At 66.4% G+C, this 19,298-nt stretch carries 20 protein-coding genes; 16 read left to right on the top strand and 4 right to left on the bottom strand.

Annotated elements, in window-relative coordinates:
- From CDA09_RS15595 to CDA09_RS15580, 4 genes are read left to right on the top strand one after another with little or no spacing between them, the layout of a single operon-like run.
- Positions 1 to 399 carry a hypothetical protein gene (locus CDA09_RS15595; protein WP_121429491.1) on the top strand — a complete coding sequence of 133 codons (399 nt, stop codon included), beginning with the start codon at positions 1 to 3 and terminating at the stop codon, positions 397 to 399.
- A gap of 40 nt (positions 400 to 439) precedes the next feature.
- Positions 440 to 1,987: an FAD-binding oxidoreductase gene (locus tag CDA09_RS15590; RefSeq protein WP_121429490.1), complete on the top strand. Its 1,548-nt coding sequence runs from the start codon at positions 440 to 442 to the stop codon at positions 1,985 to 1,987.
- Between the two features lie 9 nt (positions 1,988 to 1,996).
- Positions 1,997 to 3,439 carry an aldehyde dehydrogenase family protein gene (locus tag CDA09_RS15585; RefSeq protein WP_121429489.1) on the top strand — a complete coding sequence of 481 codons (1,443 nt, stop codon included), beginning with the start codon at positions 1,997 to 1,999 and terminating at the stop codon, positions 3,437 to 3,439.
- Positions 3,440 to 3,464: 25 nt separating this feature from the next.
- Complete coding sequence (locus CDA09_RS15580; protein WP_121429488.1) at positions 3,465 to 4,394, top strand: SphA family protein; 930 nt, start codon at positions 3,465 to 3,467, stop codon at positions 4,392 to 4,394.
- 55 nt (positions 4,395 to 4,449) lie between these two features.
- Here the strand turns inward: CDA09_RS15580 and CDA09_RS15575 are convergent, their stop codons facing one another.
- The 3 genes from CDA09_RS15575 to CDA09_RS15565 are packed head-to-tail and all read right to left on the bottom strand — an operon-like array spanning position 4,450 to position 5,570.
- Entirely contained in the window at positions 4,450 to 4,893 is a 444-nt protein-coding gene (locus CDA09_RS15575) for an OsmC family protein (protein ID WP_121429487.1), read from the bottom strand.
- Between the two features lie 11 nt (positions 4,894 to 4,904).
- Positions 4,905 to 5,102: a hypothetical protein gene (locus CDA09_RS15570; RefSeq protein WP_121429486.1), complete on the bottom strand. Its 198-nt coding sequence runs from the start codon at positions 5,100 to 5,102 to the stop codon at positions 4,905 to 4,907.
- A gap of 6 nt (positions 5,103 to 5,108) precedes the next feature.
- Positions 5,109 to 5,570: a MarR family winged helix-turn-helix transcriptional regulator gene (locus CDA09_RS15565; RefSeq protein ID WP_121429485.1), complete on the bottom strand. Its 462-nt coding sequence runs from the start codon at positions 5,568 to 5,570 to the stop codon at positions 5,109 to 5,111.
- A 170-nt stretch (positions 5,571 to 5,740) separates the two neighbouring features.
- Here CDA09_RS15565 and CDA09_RS15560 point away from each other — a divergent pair, with 170 nt between their 5' ends.
- The 5 genes from CDA09_RS15560 (at position 5,741) to CDA09_RS15540 (ending at position 10,520) form a co-directional block, all read left to right on the top strand.
- Positions 5,741 to 7,468, top strand: coding sequence for a 2-oxoacid:acceptor oxidoreductase subunit alpha (locus tag CDA09_RS15560; RefSeq protein WP_121429484.1), 1,728 nt, complete (start codon positions 5,741 to 5,743; stop codon positions 7,466 to 7,468).
- A 2-nt stretch (positions 7,469 to 7,470) separates the two neighbouring features.
- Positions 7,471 to 8,310, top strand: coding sequence for a 2-oxoacid:ferredoxin oxidoreductase subunit beta (locus CDA09_RS15555; RefSeq protein ID WP_121429483.1), 840 nt, complete (start codon positions 7,471 to 7,473; stop codon positions 8,308 to 8,310).
- Between the two features lie 88 nt (positions 8,311 to 8,398).
- The gene (locus CDA09_RS15550; RefSeq protein WP_121429482.1) at positions 8,399 to 8,593 is read left to right on the top strand and encodes a YfhL family 4Fe-4S dicluster ferredoxin; all 195 of its coding nucleotides are present in this window, start codon (positions 8,399 to 8,401) and stop codon (positions 8,591 to 8,593) included.
- Positions 8,594 to 8,912: 319 nt separating this feature from the next.
- On the top strand, positions 8,913 to 9,320 hold the full coding sequence (locus tag CDA09_RS15545; protein ID WP_121429481.1) for a MarR family winged helix-turn-helix transcriptional regulator: 408 nt from the start codon (positions 8,913 to 8,915) through the stop codon (positions 9,318 to 9,320).
- A gap of 93 nt (positions 9,321 to 9,413) precedes the next feature.
- Entirely contained in the window at positions 9,414 to 10,520 is a 1,107-nt protein-coding gene (locus tag CDA09_RS15540; protein WP_286164169.1) for an MFS transporter, read from the top strand.
- Positions 10,521 to 10,609: 89 nt separating this feature from the next.
- Here CDA09_RS15540 and paaX read toward each other — a convergent pair whose 3' ends face one another.
- Positions 10,610 to 11,566 (bottom strand): phenylacetic acid degradation operon negative regulatory protein PaaX, encoded by a 957-nt coding sequence (paaX, locus tag CDA09_RS15535; protein ID WP_121429479.1) that lies wholly within the window; start codon positions 11,564 to 11,566, stop codon positions 10,610 to 10,612.
- Positions 11,567 to 11,883: 317 nt separating this feature from the next.
- On the opposite strand from paaX, the gene fdhD reads away from it, so the two are divergent.
- The 7 genes from fdhD (at position 11,884) to padG (ending at position 19,292) form a co-directional block, all read left to right on the top strand.
- A complete protein-coding gene (gene fdhD, locus CDA09_RS15530; RefSeq protein ID WP_174718443.1) occupies positions 11,884 to 12,663 on the top strand; it encodes a formate dehydrogenase accessory sulfurtransferase FdhD in 780 nt (259 codons plus the stop codon).
- Positions 12,664 to 12,682: 19 nt separating this feature from the next.
- Positions 12,683 to 15,439: a molybdopterin-dependent oxidoreductase gene (locus CDA09_RS15525; RefSeq protein WP_121429477.1), complete on the top strand. Its 2,757-nt coding sequence runs from the start codon at positions 12,683 to 12,685 to the stop codon at positions 15,437 to 15,439.
- A complete protein-coding gene (locus tag CDA09_RS15520; protein ID WP_121429476.1) occupies positions 15,436 to 16,083 on the top strand; it encodes a 4Fe-4S dicluster domain-containing protein in 648 nt (215 codons plus the stop codon). Before CDA09_RS15525 ends, CDA09_RS15520 begins: the two co-directional genes overlap by 4 nt.
- Positions 16,084 to 16,094: 11 nt before the next feature.
- Positions 16,095 to 17,012 (top strand): DmsC/YnfH family molybdoenzyme membrane anchor subunit, encoded by a 918-nt coding sequence (locus CDA09_RS15515; RefSeq protein WP_286164168.1) that lies wholly within the window; start codon positions 16,095 to 16,097, stop codon positions 17,010 to 17,012.
- A gap of 161 nt (positions 17,013 to 17,173) precedes the next feature.
- Positions 17,174 to 17,746, top strand: coding sequence for an NADH-dependent phenylglyoxylate dehydrogenase subunit gamma (padE, locus tag CDA09_RS15510; RefSeq protein ID WP_121429475.1), 573 nt, complete (start codon positions 17,174 to 17,176; stop codon positions 17,744 to 17,746).
- Positions 17,743 to 18,042 (top strand): NADH-dependent phenylglyoxylate dehydrogenase subunit delta, encoded by a 300-nt coding sequence (padF, locus tag CDA09_RS15505; RefSeq protein ID WP_121429474.1) that lies wholly within the window; start codon positions 17,743 to 17,745, stop codon positions 18,040 to 18,042. The genes padE and padF overlap by 4 nt, the downstream gene beginning before the upstream one ends.
- Entirely contained in the window at positions 18,039 to 19,292 is a 1,254-nt protein-coding gene (gene padG, locus CDA09_RS15500) for an NADH-dependent phenylglyoxylate dehydrogenase subunit alpha (protein ID WP_121429473.1), read from the top strand. The genes padF and padG overlap by 4 nt, the downstream gene beginning before the upstream one ends.
- Positions 19,293 to 19,298 lie beyond the last annotated feature (6 nt).

Below are 19,298 nucleotides of genomic sequence, written 5' to 3'. Positions count from 1 at the left end.
ATGGACAGGCGGGGATTCCTGAAGGGCGTAGCGGGGGGCGGGGCGCTGGGGGCGATGCCGCTCGCGGCGATGGCACACCTGGGTGAGGCGGGCGCGGCGGGACGGCCGGCGGCGGTGATCGCGCAAGCGGACTCTCCGCAGGCGCTGGCCCTGGCGCGCGCGCTGGCGGCCGGCCTGGGGGTGCGGCCGGTGGCGGCGGGCGGGGGCGAACTGGGCAGTTTCGCGGGCGTGACGGGCCTGCTCGATCGCGCGGGGTCGGGGCGCGTGATCGGGGTGATGGACGACGCTTCGGCGGTGATCTTCCAGCAGATCGCGGCGGCGCGCGGCGCCGGCCTGGTCATGGATACCTACCGCCGCATCGGGGTGGCGAGCCTCGTCGCGTTCGCGATCAACGCCTGACGCATCGCGCAGTCATCACAAATACGACGGAGACAATCGAATGGTTTCGAAGAGCAAGGCGCTGCCGAAGGGGATCAGCGCGGCGGAGTTCGACAAGGCGGTGCGCGAGCTGCGCGCGATCGTGGGTGACGAGTATGTGATCGTCGATGACGACAAGCTCGCGCCGTACCGCAAGATCATGATGCCGGTGCCGGAGGCGCAGCACGAGCTGTCGGCGTCGGTGATGCCGGATGGCGTGGAGCAGATCCAGCGCGTGATGAAGGTGGTGAACAAGTACCGCATCCCGGTGTATCCCATCTCGACCGGCAAGAACCTGGGCTACGGTTCCGCGGCGCCGGTGCAGCGCGGGCAGATCGTGATGGACCTGCGGCGCATGAACCGCATCATCGAGGTCGATCCCGAGCTGTGCACGGCGCTGGTGGAGCCGGGGGTGACCTACCAGCAGCTCTACGACTACCTGCAGGAGCACAAGCTGCCGCTGTGGTTCTCGTGCCCGGCGCCGTCGGCGATCGCCGGGCCGGTGGGCAACATGGTGGACCGCGGCGTCGGCTACACGCCCTACGGTGAGCACTTCCTGTTCTCGTGTGGCATGGAGGTGGTGCTGGCGGACGGCAAGGTGCTGCGCACCGGCATGGGCGCGATGGAAAACTCGAACACCTGGCAGGTGTTCAAGTGGGGCTACGGACCGACGCTGGACGGGATCTTCACGCAGTCGAACTTCGGCGTCGTGACCAAGATGGGCATGTGGCTGATGCCCGCGCCGCCGGACTATCGCCCCTTCTGCATCCAGTATCCGAACGAAGCCGACATCACGAAGATCGTCGAGGCGCTGCGGCCGCTGCGCATCGCGATGGTGATCCCGAACGCGGTGGTGATCGCGCACACGCTGTGGGAGGCGCCGTGCACACCGGTGAAACGCGCGGACTACCACACGGGGCCGGGGGCGATTTCCGACGAGGCGGTGAAGAAGATCCAGAAGGATCACAACATCGGTGCGTGGAACGTGTACGCGGGCCTGTACGGCACCAAGGAAACCAACGACGCCAACTGGAAGATCATCGAGGCGGTGGCCGCGGCCACCGGCGGCAAGATCATCACGCAGGAGCAGTCGAAGGGCAGCAAGGCGCTGGAATACCGCTTCGACCTGATGAAGGGCAAGCCCAACCTGGGCGAGTTCGGGCTGTACAACTGGCGCGGCGGCGGCGGTTCGATCTGGTTTGCGCCGGTGTCGCAGGCCAAGGGTGCCGAGACGCTCAAGCAGATGCAGATGGCGAAGACGATCCTCGCGAAATACGGCTTCGACTACGTCGGCGAGTTCATCGTCGGTTGGCGCGACATGCACCACGTTATCGACCTGCTGTACGACCGCTCGAACCCCGAGCAGATGCAGAAGGCCTACGCGTGTTACGACGAGCTGCTGCATACCTTCGCGAAGGAAGGCTACGGCATGTACCGCGCGAACACGGCCTTCGCCGAGAAGGTCGCCGCCACTTACGGGCCGGTGAAGCGCGACGTCGAGAAGCGCCTGAAGAAGGCGCTGGACCCCAACAACATCATCGCGCCGGGACGGTGCGGCATCAGCCTGTAAGGGGGAAACATGAAGGAATACAAGCTGTTCATCGACGGCGAGTGGGTGCCGTCGTCGACGGAAACGATCCTCGACGACCTCAACCCGGCGACCGGCGAGGTGTGGGGGCGGGTGCATCAGGCCTCCGCCGACGACCTGGAACGGGCCATCGCCGCGGCCCACCGGGCGCGCGAGAGCTGGGGCAGCACGCTCGCGAACGAACGCGAAGCGACCCTGCTGCGGGCGGCCGACGAGCTGCAGAAGCGTATCCCGGAAGTGGCCGAGGTGCTGATCGACGAGGCCGGTTCGACCTTCGGCAAGGCGATGTTCGAGGCGAGCTTCGTCGTCAATCTGCTGCGCAGCGCCGCGGGCGAGTGCCGCCGCATCACCGGCGAGACGATGCCCTCCGACAGCCCGGGCGTGTTCTCGATGAGCGTGCGCCGGCCGCTGGGCGTGATCGCCGGCATCGCGCCGTTCAACTTCCCCTTCCTGCTGGCGACGAAGAAAGTGGCGCTCGCGCTTGCGGCGGGCAACACCTTCATCCTGAAGCCCGCGACTTATACGCCGGTGACGGGACTCAAGATCGCCGAGATCTTCGAGGCGGCGGGACTGCCGAAGGGCGTGCTGAACGTGGTGCCGGTGCAGGGTTCGGTGCTTGGCAACACTTTCGTCGAGGATCCGCGCGTGCGCATGATCACCTTCACCGGCTCGACCGAGGTCGGGCGCGAGCTGTCGGCGGCGGCGGGGCGGCAGTTCAAGCGCATCACGCTCGAGCTGGGCGGCAAGAGCCCGCTGATCGTGCTAAAGGATGCGGACGTCGATTACGCGGTGAATGCCGCGGCCTTCGGCATCTTCCTGCACCAGGGGCAGGTGTGCATGGCGAACTCGCGCCTGATCGTCGAGGCGCCGATCTTCGATGCCTTCTGCGACAAGCTCGTGAAGAAGATCGCAGGTTTCAAGGTCGGTGATCCGCGCGATCCGCATACGGTGATCGGGCCGCTGATCGACCGCAAGCAGTGCGCGGTGCTCGATCGCCACGTCGCCGATGCGGTCGCGAAGGGCGCGAAGCTGCTGCACGGGGGAAAGAGCGACGGCGCGTTCTACCAACCGACCATCCTCGCCGGCGTGACGCCCGACATGGTGGTGTTCCGGGAGGAGAGCTTCGGGCCGGCAGTGTCGGTGATCCGCGCCGCAGACAGCGAGGAGGCGCTGCGGCTCGCCAACGACTCGTGCTACGGGCTGTCGTCGGGCCTCGTCACGAATGACCTGCAGAAGGCGCTCGACCTGTCGCTGCGGCTGGAGGCGGGGATGGTGCACATCAACGATGCGTCGATCATGGACGAGCCGCACGTGCCGTTCGGCGGCGTCAAGGACAGCGGCGTCGGGCGCGAGGGCGGGCATTTTTCGATGGAGGAGATGACCGAACTCAAGTGGATCACGGTGCAGCTGGGGCAGCGCCAGTTCCCGTTCTGAACGACAAGAAAATCAGGGAGGAGACATGAAGATCAGGACGATCATGCTGGCCGTTGTGCTGGCGGGGGCATGCATGGGCAATGCGCTGGCGAAGGAGGGCGGCGACCAATACCCGAACGGCGTCGAAAACTGGCTCGCCGGCGCGGCCCCGCCGCCGGGCAACTATTTCCTCAACTACGTCGGCCATTACAGCGCCCGGTTGCGCGACGGGGATGGCGACAAGGTGCCGAGGGCGTCGGTCGATGCGTGGTTCGACGCGCTGCGCTTCATCAGGATGACGGACACAAAGATCCTTGGCGGCGACTGGGGGATGCATCTCGTGGTACCGCTGGTGCAACAGAAGGTGAAGCTCGGCGGTGACAGCAAGACGGTGACCGGGCTCGGCGATATCACCTTCAATCCGCTCATCGTCGCGTGGCACGCCAAGAACCTGCACTGGTTGTTCGCGCTCGACCTCAACATGCCGACCGGCAGGTACAAGTCGGGCGATCCGCGCGAGAGCATCGGCACGAACTACTGGAGCATCGAGCCGATCGTCGCGGCGACTTGGCTGTCCGACGACGGGTGGGAGCTGTCGGCCAAGTTCATGTACAACATCAAGAGCAAGAACAAGGACTTCCGGCCGGCGCCCGGCGCGCCGAAGATGGATTACGAGTCGGGCGACGATTTCCACATGGATTACACGGTCGGCAAGCACTTCGGGCCGTGGACGGCGGGGCTGTCCGGCTATTACCTGAAGCAGACGGAGAACGACCGGCTCGAAGGCAGGACCCTGCCGGAAGTGCCCGGCCTGTGGTCGCGCGGGCGCAAGGGCGAAGTCTTCGCGATCGGCCCGAGTATCGGCTACACGAACAAGAACGGCACGACCTTCATCGTGCAGTGGCAGCACGAGACCGAGGCCGAGAACCGCTTCCGCGGCGACAAGGCGTGGTTCAAGCTGGTGCTGCCGTTCTGAGGGGCGGTTGAGGGGAACGGCGGGATCGCTCCCGCCGTTCCGTTACCCCGCGAAATCAGCCGAGATCCAGCGTGACTTCGGCCGTCAGCGAGTTCGCGATGAAGCAGCGCTTGTGGGCGCTGTTGTGGATCGCCGTGAGCGTTGCGGCGTCGGGTGCCTTGTCGACGAAGGTGACGCGCGGCGAGAGGGTGATGTGCGTGAGCGCCTGACCCTTTTCGGTCTTGCCGAGCTCGCCGGCCGGCGTGTCGGCGTAATGCGCGACCGGAAAGCCCTTGAGGTCGGCGATCGCGAGAAAGAACAGCATGTGGCAGCTCGCGAGCGCGCTGACCACCATCTGCTCGGGGTCGGCGCCTTCCGGGTCACCCAGGAAGGTGGGCGACGAGGACATGGTGACCGTCTGGCCGCCTGCGAGGGTGGCGACGTGGTTGCGCGAATAGGTCGTGGCGTCGGTCGCGTGCGGCGCGCGAGACCATTCGATGGCGGCGGTGTGCTTGGACATCGGCGTTCTCCTCAGCGGTATTTCCTGTAGACCTCGCGGGCGTCGGCGTGTGCGCGGTCGAGCGTGCAGATCGACGGATCATCGTCATGCAGAGTGAAGAAATCGTCGGCCTGGGCGCGCATCACCATGTCGATGGCGACCTGGTCTGCGACGTCGTATTTCTCGGTGATCAGCGTCGTGACTTCGTCGAGATGCTCTTCGTAGGTCATGAGGCCTCAGCGATGCTCGGGGAAGATCTTCTGCAGGAGGGCGACGAGGGTGGCGCGCTCGTCTTCGCTGAGATGCTCGACGAGGCGTTTCTCGTGATCCTGCACCCGGCGCTTGAGTTTCTTGAGGAGCGCGGAACCGTCGGGGGTGAGCACGAGGGAGTTCGAGCGGCGGTCGTTCTCGGCTGGTCGGCGCTCGACGAGGTTGCGGCGTTCCAGGTTGTCGATGACGGAAACCACCGTCGAGCGGTCGAGGTGGGCGGCACGGGCGAGTTCGGTCTGCTTGAGTCCGGAGTTGGACTCGATGATCACGAGGATGCCGAACAGGCCGGGCGTGACGTCGAATTCACCGAGTCCTTCGGCGAAATCACGGAAGATCGCGATCTGTGCGAGGCGCAACTGGTAGCCAGCCAGGCTGGGCAGCATGCCGTAGTCGAGCCCTTTCCTGTCCGTCGATTTTTTTAGGGTCATGAAATATCGGGTGTAAAACAAAACGTTGGGTGCCCGAAGTATGCCGCCCAAACGATGATAAAAATAGTGGAAGACAAACAATTTGACAGGAACCAAATACGGCGATAGAGTTGGCTCATCGAGGCGCGTGGGGTGCGCGCCGGTTCCAGTCGGCTATGACGGAGGGGCGGATGAGCGGACAGACGGTATCACTGGTGATGGCAGGCAGTGGCGGCGCGGGGGTGGTGACCGCGGGCAGCCTGCTGCTGGAAGCGGCTGCGCGGGCGGGCTGGTACGCGTACATGACGCGCTCGTCGGGCCCGCAGATCCGTGGCGGCGAGGCGGCGGTGATGGTGCGGCTGGGTACGGAACCGCTCGCCTCGCATGACGACTGTTTCCACCTGCTGGTCGGGGTCGACTGGCAGAACGTCGGCCGCTTCGCCGCCGAGATCCCGCTGGGGCCGGACAGCCTCATCATCGGTGATCCGGGTGAAGGCGAAGTGCCGGAAGTTTTCGCCCGCAGCGGCGCGCAGCAGATCGCGCTGGCGATGAAGGCGCTGGCGAAGACGATTCCCGACGGACGCCCGAACATGGTCGCCTTCGGCGCCATCGCCGGCCTGATCGGCCTTACCGAAGACATCGTCGTCGGCGTGCTGCGCGACACCCTGAAGCGCAAGGGCGAAGGGGCGATCGCCGCGAGCCTCGCCGCGTTCCGCGCCGGTGTCGAAGCGGCCGCGGATTTCCCCGCGGTGCCGCGGCTGCCTGCGATGAAGGCGGACACCAGCGAGCGCTGGAGCATCACCGGCAACGAAGCGACCGGCATGGGTGCGTTGCGCGGCGGGGTGCGCTTCGTCGCCGCCTACCCGATCACGCCGGCGACCGAAGTCCTCGAATGGCTCGCGCCCGCGCTGCCCAAGGTGGGCGGCGTGCTGGTGCAGGCCGAGGACGAACTCGCCTCGATCAACCAGATCATCGGTGGGTCCTACGGCGGCGTGCCCTCGCTGACCGCCACCTCCGGCCCCGGCCTCGCGCTGATGACCGAATCGCTCGGCCTCGCGGTGGCGGCCGAAGTGCCGATCGTCGTGGTGGATGTGATGCGCGTCGGCCCATCGACCGGCATCGCGACCAAGTCCGAGCAGGCCGACCTCAACATCGCGGTGTACGGCCTGCACGGCGACGCGCCGCATCTCGTGCTCGCCCCCACGTCGGTCGCCGACTGCCTGTTCACGACGCAGTGGGCGGTGCATCTGGCCGAGAGCCTGCAGACCGCCGCGATCGTGCTCACCGACCAGGCGATGGGGCAGGCGCGGGCGGTGATGCCGCGCTCGGCCGCGGTGAGCTTCATCGGCCAGCGCGAGAAGCCCGCGGCGCTCGCCGAAGGCGTGCACTACAAGCGCTACGCGAATACCGCCTCGGGCGTGTCGCCGATGGCGATTCCCGGCATGGCGGGGTTCACGTACACCGCCGACGGCCTCGAACACAACGAGACGGGTACGCCCTCGTCGCAGGCCTCCGACCACCAGGCGCAACTCGACAAGCGCCTGAGAAAGCTCACCGGCTACAACTACGGCGATCACTGGGCCGACATCACCGGGGACGCCGACGCCGACACCGCGATCCTCACCTGGGGCTCCAGCGCCGGCCCGGCGCGCGAAGCGCTCGCCCGCCTGCGCGCCGCCGGTCACCGCGTGAAGCTCGTCGCGGTGCGCCTGATCTCGCCGGTGCAGCCGGAGAAATTCGCCGCCGCACTCGCAGGCGTCGAACGCGTGCTGGTCGTCGAGCAATCGCACAGCGGGCAGTTCCACCGCTACCTGCGCGCACAGTACGACCTGCCGCGCCAGGTGCGCGCGCTGCACAATCCCGGCCCGCTGGCGGTCCGCCCCGGCGCCATCGTCGAACAAATCACCCAGTGGAGCTGACCATGGATGCCTGCGTAAAACAGCGGGAATACACCGCGAAGGATTACAAGTCGGAGGTCAAACCGATCTGGTGCCCGGGCTGCGGCGACTACTCGGTGCTGGCGGCGATCACCCGCGCGTTGGCGTCGATGCAGCTCGCGCCGGAGAACGTCGCGGTGGTGTCGGGCATCGGCTGCTCTTCGCGCATCCCGGCCTACACCAGCGTGTATGGCTTCCACGGCGTGCACGGGCGGGCGCTGCCGGTCGCCACGGGCCTCAAGATCGCGCGCCCCGACCTCACGGTGCTGGTGACGGGTGGCGACGGCGACGGCTTCTCGATCGGCGGCAACCACTTCCTGCACGCCTGCCGTCGCAACGTCGACCTCACCTACATCGTGATGGACAACCAGGTCTATGGCATGACCAAGGGCCAGGCCTCGCCGACCACCGATCCGGACTGGGAAGGCAGCAAGCTCACGCCGGACGGCGCGGGCATCGAGTCCTTCCACCCGCTGGTGGTCGCGCTCGCCGCGGGCGCGAACTTCGTCGCGCGCTGTTCGAGCTCGGACCCCAACAACGTTGCCGACATCATCACGCAGGCGATCCGCCACCCGGGGTTCTCGCTCGTGCAGGTGCTCAGCCCGTGCGTGACTTTCCGTTCCGAGCAGCTCGAATGGAAGCACCTGGTGCGCACCGCGGTGGTGGATGTCACCGACGACGCCGCGCGCGCCGCCCGCCGGCTCATGACCGACGATGGTTTCAACGTCGGCAAGGTGCTGTACAAGGGCGACCGGCCGGCCTACCAGCCCGAGCCCAAGGGCATGGCGGCCGTGGCGGAGCTGGAATCCGATTTCGCGCTGTAACGGCGATCAGCGCGGGGTGCGGCTCCATCGGGCGCACCCCCAACCCCATCAGAGATGAATCTTTCTAAGACAACGAGGAGATCAGGCAATGGCGCTGCAAATCATCGACGACTGTATCAGCTGTGACGTGTGCGTTCCGGAGTGCCCGAACGAGGCGATCGCGTCCGGAGAAGACTATTTCGTCATCGACGCCGGGAAGTGCACTGAATGCGAAGGGCACTACGACACGCCGCAGTGCAAGGAGGTCTGCCCGGTCGACGCGATCGTGCCGCGGGCTGCGTGAGGTGCATCATCAATCGCCGGGCAGGATGAGCTCCTCCTGCCTGGCGCCGTATTACCATCAACACCGCAATTTAATCGATCACCATCCGTTCGCCCCGAGTTTGTCGAAGGGCTGGACTCGGCAGGGCTTTGACGAGCTCAGCCCGAGCGGCACCGGGTTGCCGCGTTTCCCCTGACCGGTCTTCTCGGCCGGGTATCTTCCTTCCTCCCCGCACCTGCCGCAAATCGTCCGACGCAGAAGCTCCGGCGATTTGACTGCGGAGCCGCTCGCTCATATAGTTGCGTTTGTTAATCATTAACAAAGGTAACCATACTGCGCGATGCAAGGTTTCTTCAGATCCTACCTGTCGGTGTACCGGCCCCTGATCCACGCGCTGAACGAGCTGCTTCAACCCTGCGAGCTGTCCTACTCGCTGTGGCAAGTGATGGTGTATGCGAAGGAACACACGCGCGCCTCGCTCGTCGAGATCTCACAGTATTACGGGATCGAAAAGCCCGGCGTCACGCGCAGGGTGCAGCGGCTCGAGGAGTTGGGGTATCTCACGTGCGCTCCCGGCAATGACCGGCGCGAGAAATCCCTTGTGCTGACGGAGCTGGGGATGCGTGTCTATTCCGAATGCCGGGCGAAGATCACGGCGCTCGAGGAGCGCGTCACCGCGGGGATCGGTCCGGGGCCTCTGGAACGGACCGTCGCCGTCTTCGGGCAACTGCTCGGCAACCTCAAATAACAAGCTCACCCCAACATGCCTTCGTCACCTCTCTGGACCCGCGACTTCCTGATCGTCTCGGGTGTGAATTTCTTTCTGGCCCTCGTGTTCTACATGCTGATCGTGGTGGTCGGCGCGTATGCGATCGAGGCCTATGGTTCCTCGCTGAGCGAGGCGGGTCTTGTCGCCGGGATCTTCGTGATCGGCACCCTGCTCGGGCGACTGGTTATCGGCCAGTTGATCGACAGCATCGGCCGGAAAAAGACCATGATCGTCGGCACCGCGACTTTTGCGCTGACCACCAGCCTGTATTTCCTGAGTGACTCGGTCGCGACCCTGATTGTCGTGCGCTTTCTCCACGGCATTGCGCTGGGCGTGGGCAGCACGGCAGCCGGCACCGCGGTGGCGCATATCATTCCGCCGGACCGCAAGGCCGAGGGGATCGGCCACTTCAGCCTCAGCACCACCCTGGCCTCCGCAATCGGTCCCTTCCTCGGGCTGTGGCTGCTGCAGCATGCAAGCTTCATCTGGATCTTCGCGTCCAGCCTGACGGTATCGGTGCTCGGCCTGCTGGCTGCCACCCGGCTGCAGGTGCCGGAGATGGATGCCGCGCACCGGGCTGCGCGAGGCTTCGAATTCTCGTTCGGCCGGCTGCTCGAGCGCCGGGCGCTGCCGATCGCCGCGGTGACCATCCTGGCGGGGCTGTGTTATGCGAGCGTGCTGGCTTTCATCAATGTCTATGCGGTCGAGCTCGATCTCGTGACGGCGGCGAGCTTCTTCTTCATCGTGTATTCGGTCGTGGTGTTGTGCTCGCGTCCGCTGACCGGGCGGTTGATGGACCGGAAGGGCTCCGGCGTCGTGGTCTATCCATGCTGCGCACTCCTCGCGGTCGGGATGGCCGTGCTGGCCAATGCGCATTCCGCGGCCATGCTGCTGGTGGCGGCGGCACTGATCGGCCTGGGGTTCGGCAATCTGCAGTCGGCGCTGTATGCGGTTGCCGTCAAGGTGGTGGTCCCCCAGCGGATGGGGATGGCGACATCGACATTCTTCATCTTCCTGGATGCCAGCCTGGGTTTTGGCCCCTATCTCCTGGGCCTGACGATCTCGCACATGGGCTACCGCAATCTGTACTGGAGCATGGCGGCGCTCGCCGTCCTGTCGATGGCGGCGTTCTACCTGCTCCATGGCCGGCATGCGGCGCGGTTGCGCGCCGCCGCCTGAACGGAGGCGGCATGGCGCGCGATGGCAGCCCCGCTCCGCAAGCTCGGGGTGACGATCCGGGGCGGCGTTGATACGCGACCCCGTGGTGCTCAGTTCTCGGCCAGTTCCTTGGCGGCGGATTCGAGATCGAGTCCGCCGAATCGCTTGTAGTAGTAGGGGGCTGCGGCCGGCAGTGCTCCGTTGGGGGTTTCGCACACCGCCATCAGGTGCTGCTGCGCGTGCCGCCAGGTGATCTGGTAGATGGCGCGCGACAGTGCGCGTGCGGCGGTGCCGCTCCAGTCGTGCGGCATCAGCTGCATCGGCAACTGCGGGTCGTGCAGCAGCGCGCGGCGGAATTCGTGCATCGTCAGCGTCTGGATCAGGAAGCACTGTTCGGGGTCGAGGTTGCGCGTGGCGCGCAGCGAGCGCAGCACCGGGCGCATGCGGTCCGAGAACTCCCGGTAGGTCGCCTCGATCTCGTCGAGGTTCCAGCAGTCGCGCGCAAGATCCTGCAGGGGACGGGTCGCCAACGCCCCGAGCGTGGCCGCCTGCATCGGCACGACCTTGTCCTGCGTGGCGGTGTCCTGGAGGATTTCCATCAGCGTCGCGGTGTCGCTTGACGGGTGCCCCATGACCCCGGGCGCGACGTTGCCGTAACCCGCCCAGGAGAGCTCCTTGCGCAGCGTGTCGCGCTCGGGCGAACCCAGCGTGGAGGGCAGCACGACCAACTGCCATTCGCCGTTCCAGGTGTCCTGCGGCGTGTCGTAGATGCGGCGGTAGGCGTGCTCGAAGCGGCGTCGGCCCGAGGCCGTCAGGCTGTAGTAGCTCTTGCGCCCGATCTGTTCCGATTCCAGCCAGTGGTCCTGCGACAGGCGATACACGCTGGTGCGCACCATGCGCTCGTTCAGCCCCAAGGGCTCGACGAGGCGGATGAAGCTGCCCAGCCAGACGGTGCCGCCGTGCGGCGCGATGAAGTCGCCGTACACCGTGATGATCAGCGAGTTGGCGCGCACCCGGCGCTCGGCCAGGTAGTCGCTGATCCACTGTTCGAGGAAACGGTTTTTCATTGATTTCGCACCGTTATTTGTTATGTCAGCAGGTCGCGGATGGGGTAGATGGGCTGATTCTAACGCGATGCCGGAAGCGCTGGAAACGAGCATGCGGTGATGTCTGAAACGGATCGCTTTGGCAGTGCTTGGCGTTATTGATGTAAGTCAAACAATGAGGAAAAAAGCGATACAGAAACCTTGACCATATATCGATCACTTTGTATCGTGAACGCAAGGCGTCGGGGGTGAGGCGTCGGTCTCGGCAGGCGACTGAAATCCGGTTTGCGAGGTGGACGATGCGGCAGGGTGCGGTTTCAATGGCGGATGCTCACGGAATGTACGGCGTGGATCGGTGGACCGACGACGGTGCGGTGCGCGCCGAGGATTCGGTGGCCGAGGAAGTGCCGGTCGCGCTGGTGTACAACGGCTTCTCGCACGCCGTGATGATGGCCACCCCGCAGGATCTGGAGGACTTCGCGGTCGGTTTCAGCCTGAGCGAAGGCATCGCCGGCAACGCCCGCGAGATCCTCGACATCGAGGTCGTCGAGCATGCGCACGGTACCGAAGTGCAGATGCAGCTGGCGGGCGAGCGCTTCGCGCAGCTGCGGGCGCGCCGCCGTGCGATGACCGGGCGCACCGGCTGTGGCATCTGCGGCGTCGAAAGCCTCGACCAGCTCGCCTGTCGGCCGATCGCGAAGGTCGGGGCGACGGGCATGCTCGACGCAGGCGCCTTGCAGCGTGCCCAGGCCGAACTCCAGTCGCGTCAGCATTTGTTCGATCTCACCGGCGCGGTGCATGCGGCCGCGTGGTGCGGTTTTGATGGCCATATCGAACTCGTGCGCGAGGACGTCGGCCGGCACAACGCGCTCGACAAGCTGATCGGCGCCATCGCGGCGGAGCGCCGTTCGTTCAACGAAGGTTTCCTGTTCATGACCAGCCGCGCGAGCTACGAGATCGTGCAGAAGTCCGCGGCGGTCGGCATCGCGGTGGTGGCGGCAGTTTCCGCGCCGACCGGCATGGCAGTGCGCGTCGCGCAGGCCGCGGGCCTCACGCTGATCGGCTTCGCGCGCGGCGAGCGCCACAGCATCTACTCGCATCCCGAGCGGGTCCACTAAAAAAGCAAACGGGGGAGACATGCCCACACGCACCACTCCGCAATCAGTGCGGAAGGTCCCGACTTATTGCTACAACTGCGTCGCCGGACCGGATTTCATGAACGTGAAGGTCGTCGACGGCGTCGCGACCGAGATCGAGCCGAACTTCGCCGCCGAAGACATCCATCCGGCGCGCGGCCGCGTCTGCGTGAAGGCCTACGGCCTGGTGCAGAAGACCTACAACCCGCACCGCGTGCTGCAGCCGATGAAGCGCACCAACCCGAAGAAGGGGCGCAACGAGGATCCGGGTTTCGTCGCGATCTCGTGGGACGAGGCGCTGGATCTCGTCAGCGCGAAGCTGACTTCGGTGCGCGAGAAAGGGCTGGTCGATGAATCCGGCCTGCCGCGCGTCGCCGCCACTTTCGGCCACGGCGGCACGCCCGGGATGTACATGGGCTCGCTGCCGGCCTTCCTCGCCGCGTGGGGGGCGATCGACTACAGCTTTGGCTCGGGCCAGGGTGTGAAGTGCGTGCATTCGGAGCACTTGTACGGCGAATTCTGGCACCGCGGCTTCACGGTCGCGGCCGACACGCCGCTCGCGCACTACGTGATCTCGATCGGCTCGAACGTCGAGGCTTCAGGTGGGCCCTGTGCGGTCACGCGCCACGCCGATGCGCGTGTGCGCGGCTACAAGCGCGTGCAGGTCGAGCCGCACCTGTCAGTGACCGGTGCCTGTTCGGCCGAGTGGGTGCCGATCCGCCCGAAGACCGATCCGGCCTTCATGTTCGCGCTGATCCACGTGCTGGTGTGCGAGCAGGGGCTGGACAAGCTCGACGTGGCTTTCCTGCGCGATCGCAGCTCTTCGCCCTATCTGGTCGGCCCCGATGGCTTGTACCTGCGCGACGCGGAATCGGGCAAGCCGCTGCTGTGGGACGAACGCAGCGGCCGCGCCGTGCCTTTCGACACCGAAGGTGCGCTGCCGGCCGTGGCGGGACGCTTCCGTGTGGAAGGTGCGGTCAGCATCGACGCGGACGATGCGCGCCAGCAGTTCGACGTCGCCGAGGGCGTGACTGCCTACACCAAGCTCGTCGAGCACATGGAGAAATACACGCCGGAATGGGCCGCGTCGATCTGCGACGTGCCGGCGGAAACGATCCGCCGTGTCGCGAACGAGTATCTGGAAAACGCCTCGATCGGCGAGACCATCGAGATCGACGGCCAGACGCTGCCGCTGCGCCCGGTCGCGGTGACGCTCGGCAAGTCGGTGAACAACGGCTGGGGCGCGTTCGAATGCTGCTGGGCGCGCACGCTGCTCGCGACGCTGGTGGGTGCCCTGGAGAACCCCGGCGGCACGCTGGGCACGACTGTCCGCCTCAATCGCCCGCACGACAATCGCCTGCTGAGCGTGAAGGCCGGCGAAGACGGCTTCATGGCGCAGCATTTCAATCCGACGGACAAGGAACACTGGGTCGCGAAGCCGACCGGCCGAAACATCCACCGCACGCTGGTGCCCATCGTCGGCAATACCGCGTGGAGCCAGGCGCTCGGCCCGACGCAGCTCGCGTGGATGTTCCAGCGCGAAGTGCCGGAAGACTGGAACATGCCCATGCCGACGATGCCGGACGTGTGGTTCATCTACCGCACCAACCCGGCGATCTCGTTCTGGGACACGCGCACGCTGGTCGAGGAGATCGCGAAGTTCCCCTTCACGGTGTCCTTCGCCTACACGCTGGACGAGACGAACTGGATGGCCGACCTGCTGCTGCCGGAGGCCACCGACCTCGAATCGCTGCAGATGATCAAGGTCGGCGGCACGAAGTTCGTCGAGCAGTTCTGGGAGCACCGCGGCGTCGTGCTGCGCCAGCCCGCGGTCGAACCGCAGGGCGACACGCGCGACTTCACGTGGATCAGCACCCAGCTTGCGAAGCGCACCGGGCTGCTGGAACAGTACAACAACGCGCTCAACCGCGGCGCGGGCGGCGGTGCGCCGCTGAAGGCGGAGCACTACGACTACAGCCTCGATACGAAGGCCGAGCACGGCGTCGAGGAGATCTGGGACGCCGTGTGCCGCGCGTCGAGCGCGAGCCTTTCCGAAGGGCGCGAGGTGCATGACCTGGAGTGGTTCAAGGAGCACGGCTTCTACACCGTGCCGATGTCGAAGACCGAGTGGTACCTGAGCCCGACATTGGCGCAGCAGGGCCTGCGCTACGAGATGCCCTATCAGGAGCGTCTGCTGCGCATCGGCCGCGAGCTCGGCAACCGCCTGCACGAGCAGAAGATGCACTGGTGGGACGAGCAGCTCTCCGAATACGCCGCGCTGCCCGAATGGCACGACGTGCCGGGCCGCTGGACGCAGCAGATCGCCAACGCGGGCGGCAAGCCCGAGGACTTCCCGCTGTGGCTGCTCGCGACCAAGAGCATGCAGTACCACACCGGCGGCAACGCCAGCATTGCGTTGATGCGCGAGGTCTCGCAGAACGTGCGTGGCCATACTGGCGTGATCATGAACGCGAAGACCGCGAAGAGCCTGGGCATCAGTGACGGCGACCGCATCGAGGTGCGCTCGCACATCGGCGCGACCTACGGCGACGCGGTGCTCGCGCAGGGTGTGCGACCCGACACGCTGGTGATCCTGGGCCAGTTCGACCACTGGGCGACGCCGCTCGCCAAGGACTTCGGCATGCCCAGCCTGAACTCGATCGCGCCGATGTCGATGGAGCTGACGGACGCGACGGGCTCGGGCTCGGACATCGTCCGCGTTGCAGTGCGCAAGGTCGCGTCCAAGGAGGCTGTATGACCCGCTACGTGATGGCCATCGACCTGCGCCGCTGCGTGGGCTGCCAGACCTGCACCGCCGCATGCAAGAACGCCAACGCGACGCCGCCGGGCGTGCAGTGGCGGCGTGTGCTGGACCTCGAAACCGGTGAATTCCCGAACGTGCGCCGCAGCTTCCTGCCGGTCGCGTGCATGCATTGCGACGAGCCGCCGTGCGAAGAAGTGTGCCCGACCAAGGCGACGACCAAGCGGCCGGACGGGCTCGTCGCCATCGACTACGACACCTGCATCGGCTGCGCGAACTGCGTGATGGCCTGTCCGTACGAGGCGCGCTCGATCGTGCATGAGGCGAAGTTCGCGTACGGCGACAAGCCGATCCAGTCGGAGGAGGTCCGCTTCGACCCGGCGCGCATCGGCGTGTCGATGAAATGCACCTTCTGCATCGACCGCATCGACCTCGCGGCGAAGACCGGCCAGGTGCCGGGACGCGACCCGGAAGTCACGCCGGCCTGCGTGAATTCCTGCATCTCGGGCGCGATGGCCTTCGGCGACATCGACGATCCGGACAGCAAGGTCAGCCGCCTGATCGCCGAGAACAAGACTTTCCGCATGCACGAGGAGCTCGGCACCGGTCCGGGCGTGTATTACATCTGGGACAAGGCGTGAGCGGGTCAGACATGAGCAAGCAATCGGGAAAGATGCGCGCCGGCGACCGCGTGGGGCCGCGCCAGCAAAACAACTGGGATTGGCGTGCGGCGTCGAACTTCATCGCCGGCGGTGCGGGCGGCGGGTTGCTCGCGTTCGCCGCCTTCGCGAGCCTGTGGGGGGCGGACGCGCGCGCGCTGCTCGTCGCGGGCATGGCGCTGATCGGCGCAGGGCTCACCTGCGTGTGGTTCGAGATCGGCAAGCCGTGGCGGGCGCTCAACGTCTATCGTCATGCGGCAACCTCGTGGATGACGCGCGAGGCGGCCGTCGCGCCCTTCGTGTTCGGTTCGGGCGTGCTGGCGCTGGCAACGGGGCAAAGCCTCTTCGTGCTGCTGACGGGGGCGTTCGGCGCCTGCTTCGTCTATGCGCAGGCGCGCATCCTCGCCGCCGACAAGGGCATTCCGGCCTGGCGCCATCGGCGCTGCCTGCCACTGGTGGCTGCGACGGGTTTTGCCGAAGGCGCGAGCCTGCTGGCGGTCGCGGCCCCTTTCCTGATTCCGCACGCCGCCGGGCAGATCGCGGTCGCAGTCGGCGTGCTGGTGCTGCTCCTCATCCGCGTGCTGCTGTGGCGCAACTACCTGCGCGGTCTGCGCAGCGATGGTGCGCCGGTCGGCAGCCTGCGTGCGCTCTCCGCGATCGACGGACAGTTCCTGAAATACGGCAACCTGCTGCCGGCGATCCTGCTGCTGGTCGGCGTGCTCGGTGCGCCGGTTGCCGGCGCGGCACTCGTCCTTGCCGGCCTTGCGGCCGTCGCGGGGGGCTGGCGGTTCAAGTACACGCTGGTCCGGCGCGCCGCTTTCACGCAGGGTTTCGCGCTGCCGCACCTGCCGGTGCGCGGTCGTGGAGCGTCCGGTGCCGGCGTGAAGCCGGGTTGGGGAGGCGCAAGTTAGCAGCGGAAAATAAGGCTCCGTTCGCCCTGGGCTTGTCGGAGGGCAGTGGTAAGGCTTCGACGGGCTCAGCCCGAACGGTTTGGGGGTGTTTCGTCGTACAGGCAGTTGAACAACAACGCGGGGCCATCGAGCCCCATCCCTGCACTGCAGGAGGAGACCAGATGTACGAAGTGAGATTCCATGGCCGAGGCGGCCAGGGTTCGGTGATGGCGTCCGGCATGTTGGCCGCGGCGATGGTCGAGGAGGGCAAGTACGCGGTGTCGATCCCGTCCTTCGGGTTCGAGCGCCGCGGCGCGCCGGTGGTGTCCTTCCTGAGAATGAGCGACCGCGAGATCCGCCAGCTCACGAACATCTACCAACCCGACTGCATCGTATGCGTCGATCCGGCGCTGACGAAATCCGTCGATATCTTCGCCGGCATGAAGGCGCACGGCGCCCTGGTGCAGGCCACGCACCAACCGCTCGCGGAGCTTGCGCTGCCCGACTGCGTCGGCACGGTCGGTCTGCTCGACGCGGTGAAGATCGCGCTCGAGATCTTCAAGCGCCCGATCACCAACACGCTGATGCTCGGCGCCTTCGCCAAGACGACTGGCGTCGTGTCGCTCGACTCGCTCAAGCGTTCGCTGGAAGACTCCGACTTCCGCGACGCCGGCCTCGCGCAGAACATGATGGCGCTGGAGCGCGGCTACGCCGAGGTGGTCGTGCATCGCATCGAAAGGAGGGCTGCGGCATGAGCCGGCACCACAGTTATCCACTCTTCAACCTGGAGCAGGCCGGCGTTCCCGACGACCTCTGTCCGGTCGCGACCGTCGTCAGCCCGATGCTGCCGGGCGACTGGCGCAGCATGCGCCCGGTGGTGAACCGCGACAAATGCGTGAAATGCGCGGTGTGCTGGCTGTACTGCCCGGTGCAGTGCGTCGAGGAGCACGCCGCGTGGTTCGACTTCAACCTCAAGACCTGCAAGGGCTGTGGCATCTGCGCGAACGAGTGCCCGCAGCGGGCAATCACGATGGTGGGGGAAGCCCAATGACGACAGCCACGCTGGAAAAGGCCGCGGCAGCCGAAGCGCCGCGCAAGCAGAAGGTGATCCTCGCCGAAGGCAACGAGGCCGCCGCGCTGGGCGTCGCGCTCGCGCGGCCCGACATGGTGTCGGTGTACCCGATCACGCCGCAGTCCTCGCTCGTCGAGCACCTCGCGAAGCTGATCGCCGACGGCCGCATGGACGCCGACATCGTCGATGCCGAAGGCGAGCACTCGGTGCTGTCCGTGCTGCAGGGCGGGGCGCTCGCCGGTGCGCGCACCTACACCGCGACCTGCGGCCCCGGCCTCGCCTTCATGTTCGAGCCGTATTTCCGCACCCCCGGCATGCGCCTGCCGATCGTGCTGACCATCGTCACGCGCGACGGCATCACGCCGCAATCGGTGTGGGGCGGCCACCAGGACGCGATGACGGTGCGCGAGGCGGGCTGGATCCAGGTGTATTGCGAGAGCGTGCAGGAAGTGCTCGACACCACCGTGATGGCGTTCAAGATCGCCGAGCACCACGACGTGATGCTGCCGGTGAACGTGTGCCTCGACGGCAACTACCTGTCCTACGGCGCCTCGCGCGTCGAGATGCCGGACCAGGCGGACGTGGATGAATTCATGGGCGAGAAGGACGTGAACTGGCACGTCGCGCTCGACCCGCTGCGCCCGATGGCGGTCGATCCGCTCACCGGCGGCACCACCGGCAAGGGCCCGCAGACCTTTGTGCGCTACCGCAAGGGCCAGTGCGCCGGCATGCAAAATGCGCTGCGCGTGATCGAGGAGGTGCACGCCGACTGGGCGAAGCGCATCGGCCGCAGCTTCGCGCCGCTGGTCGAGGAGTACCGCCTCGACGACGCCGACTTCGCGATCATGACGCTCGGCAGCATGTCCGGCGCCGCGAAGGACGCGGTCGACGAGGCGCGCGACGCCGGCAAGAAGGTCGGCCTCGTCAAAATCAAGACCTTCAGCCCCTTCCCGGTCGAGGCGTTGATGAAGGCGCTGGGCAAGGTCAAGGCGCTGGGCGTGATCGACCGCTCGGTAGGCTTCCGCTGGAACTGCGGGCCGATGTACCAGGAGACGCTGGGCGTGCTGTATCGCCTCGGCCGCTTCATCCCCTCGATGAGCTTCATCGGCGGGCTGGCCGGTGCCGACATCACGATCCCACACGTGCATCGCGTGATCGCCGAGACCGAAGCCCTCCTGAACGGCGTAGCCGCCCCGACCGAGCCCGTGTGGCTCAACGAAAAGGATTGAGGCCAG

The sequence above is a fragment of the Azoarcus sp. DN11 genome (assembly GCF_003628555.1).
GTDB lineage: Bacteria > Pseudomonadota > Gammaproteobacteria > Burkholderiales > Rhodocyclaceae > Aromatoleum.
The sequence above is the reverse complement of the archived record's forward strand: the minus strand, read 5'-3'. Positions and strand labels throughout refer to the sequence as shown.

Coding starts and splice junctions, on each gene's coding strand:
- CDA09_RS15595 (WP_121429491.1), top strand. CDS start 1: ATGGACAGGCGGGGATTCCTGAAGGGCGTAGCGGGGGGCGGGGCGCTG.
- CDA09_RS15590 (WP_121429490.1), top strand. CDS start 440: ATGGTTTCGAAGAGCAAGGCGCTGCCGAAGGGGATCAGCGCGGCGGAG.
- CDA09_RS15585 (WP_121429489.1), top strand. CDS start 1,997: ATGAAGGAATACAAGCTGTTCATCGACGGCGAGTGGGTGCCGTCGTCG.
- CDA09_RS15580 (WP_121429488.1), top strand. CDS start 3,465: ATGAAGATCAGGACGATCATGCTGGCCGTTGTGCTGGCGGGGGCATGC.
- CDA09_RS15575 (WP_121429487.1), bottom strand. CDS start 4,893: ATGTCCAAGCACACCGCCGCCATCGAATGGTCTCGCGCGCCGCACGCG.
- CDA09_RS15570 (WP_121429486.1), bottom strand. CDS start 5,102: ATGACCTACGAAGAGCATCTCGACGAAGTCACGACGCTGATCACCGAG.
- CDA09_RS15565 (WP_121429485.1), bottom strand. CDS start 5,570: ATGACCCTAAAAAAATCGACGGACAGGAAAGGGCTCGACTACGGCATG.
- CDA09_RS15560 (WP_121429484.1), top strand. CDS start 5,741: ATGAGCGGACAGACGGTATCACTGGTGATGGCAGGCAGTGGCGGCGCG.
- CDA09_RS15555 (WP_121429483.1), top strand. CDS start 7,471: ATGGATGCCTGCGTAAAACAGCGGGAATACACCGCGAAGGATTACAAG.
- CDA09_RS15550 (WP_121429482.1), top strand. CDS start 8,399: ATGGCGCTGCAAATCATCGACGACTGTATCAGCTGTGACGTGTGCGTT.
- CDA09_RS15545 (WP_121429481.1), top strand. CDS start 8,913: ATGCAAGGTTTCTTCAGATCCTACCTGTCGGTGTACCGGCCCCTGATC.
- CDA09_RS15540 (WP_286164169.1), top strand. CDS start 9,414: ATGCTGATCGTGGTGGTCGGCGCGTATGCGATCGAGGCCTATGGTTCC.
- paaX (WP_121429479.1), bottom strand. CDS start 11,566: ATGAAAAACCGTTTCCTCGAACAGTGGATCAGCGACTACCTGGCCGAG.
- fdhD (WP_174718443.1), top strand. CDS start 11,884: ATGTACGGCGTGGATCGGTGGACCGACGACGGTGCGGTGCGCGCCGAG.
- CDA09_RS15525 (WP_121429477.1), top strand. CDS start 12,683: ATGCCCACACGCACCACTCCGCAATCAGTGCGGAAGGTCCCGACTTAT.
- CDA09_RS15520 (WP_121429476.1), top strand. CDS start 15,436: ATGACCCGCTACGTGATGGCCATCGACCTGCGCCGCTGCGTGGGCTGC.
- CDA09_RS15515 (WP_286164168.1), top strand. CDS start 16,095: ATGAGCAAGCAATCGGGAAAGATGCGCGCCGGCGACCGCGTGGGGCCG.
- padE (WP_121429475.1), top strand. CDS start 17,174: ATGTACGAAGTGAGATTCCATGGCCGAGGCGGCCAGGGTTCGGTGATG.
- padF (WP_121429474.1), top strand. CDS start 17,743: ATGAGCCGGCACCACAGTTATCCACTCTTCAACCTGGAGCAGGCCGGC.
- padG (WP_121429473.1), top strand. CDS start 18,039: ATGACGACAGCCACGCTGGAAAAGGCCGCGGCAGCCGAAGCGCCGCGC.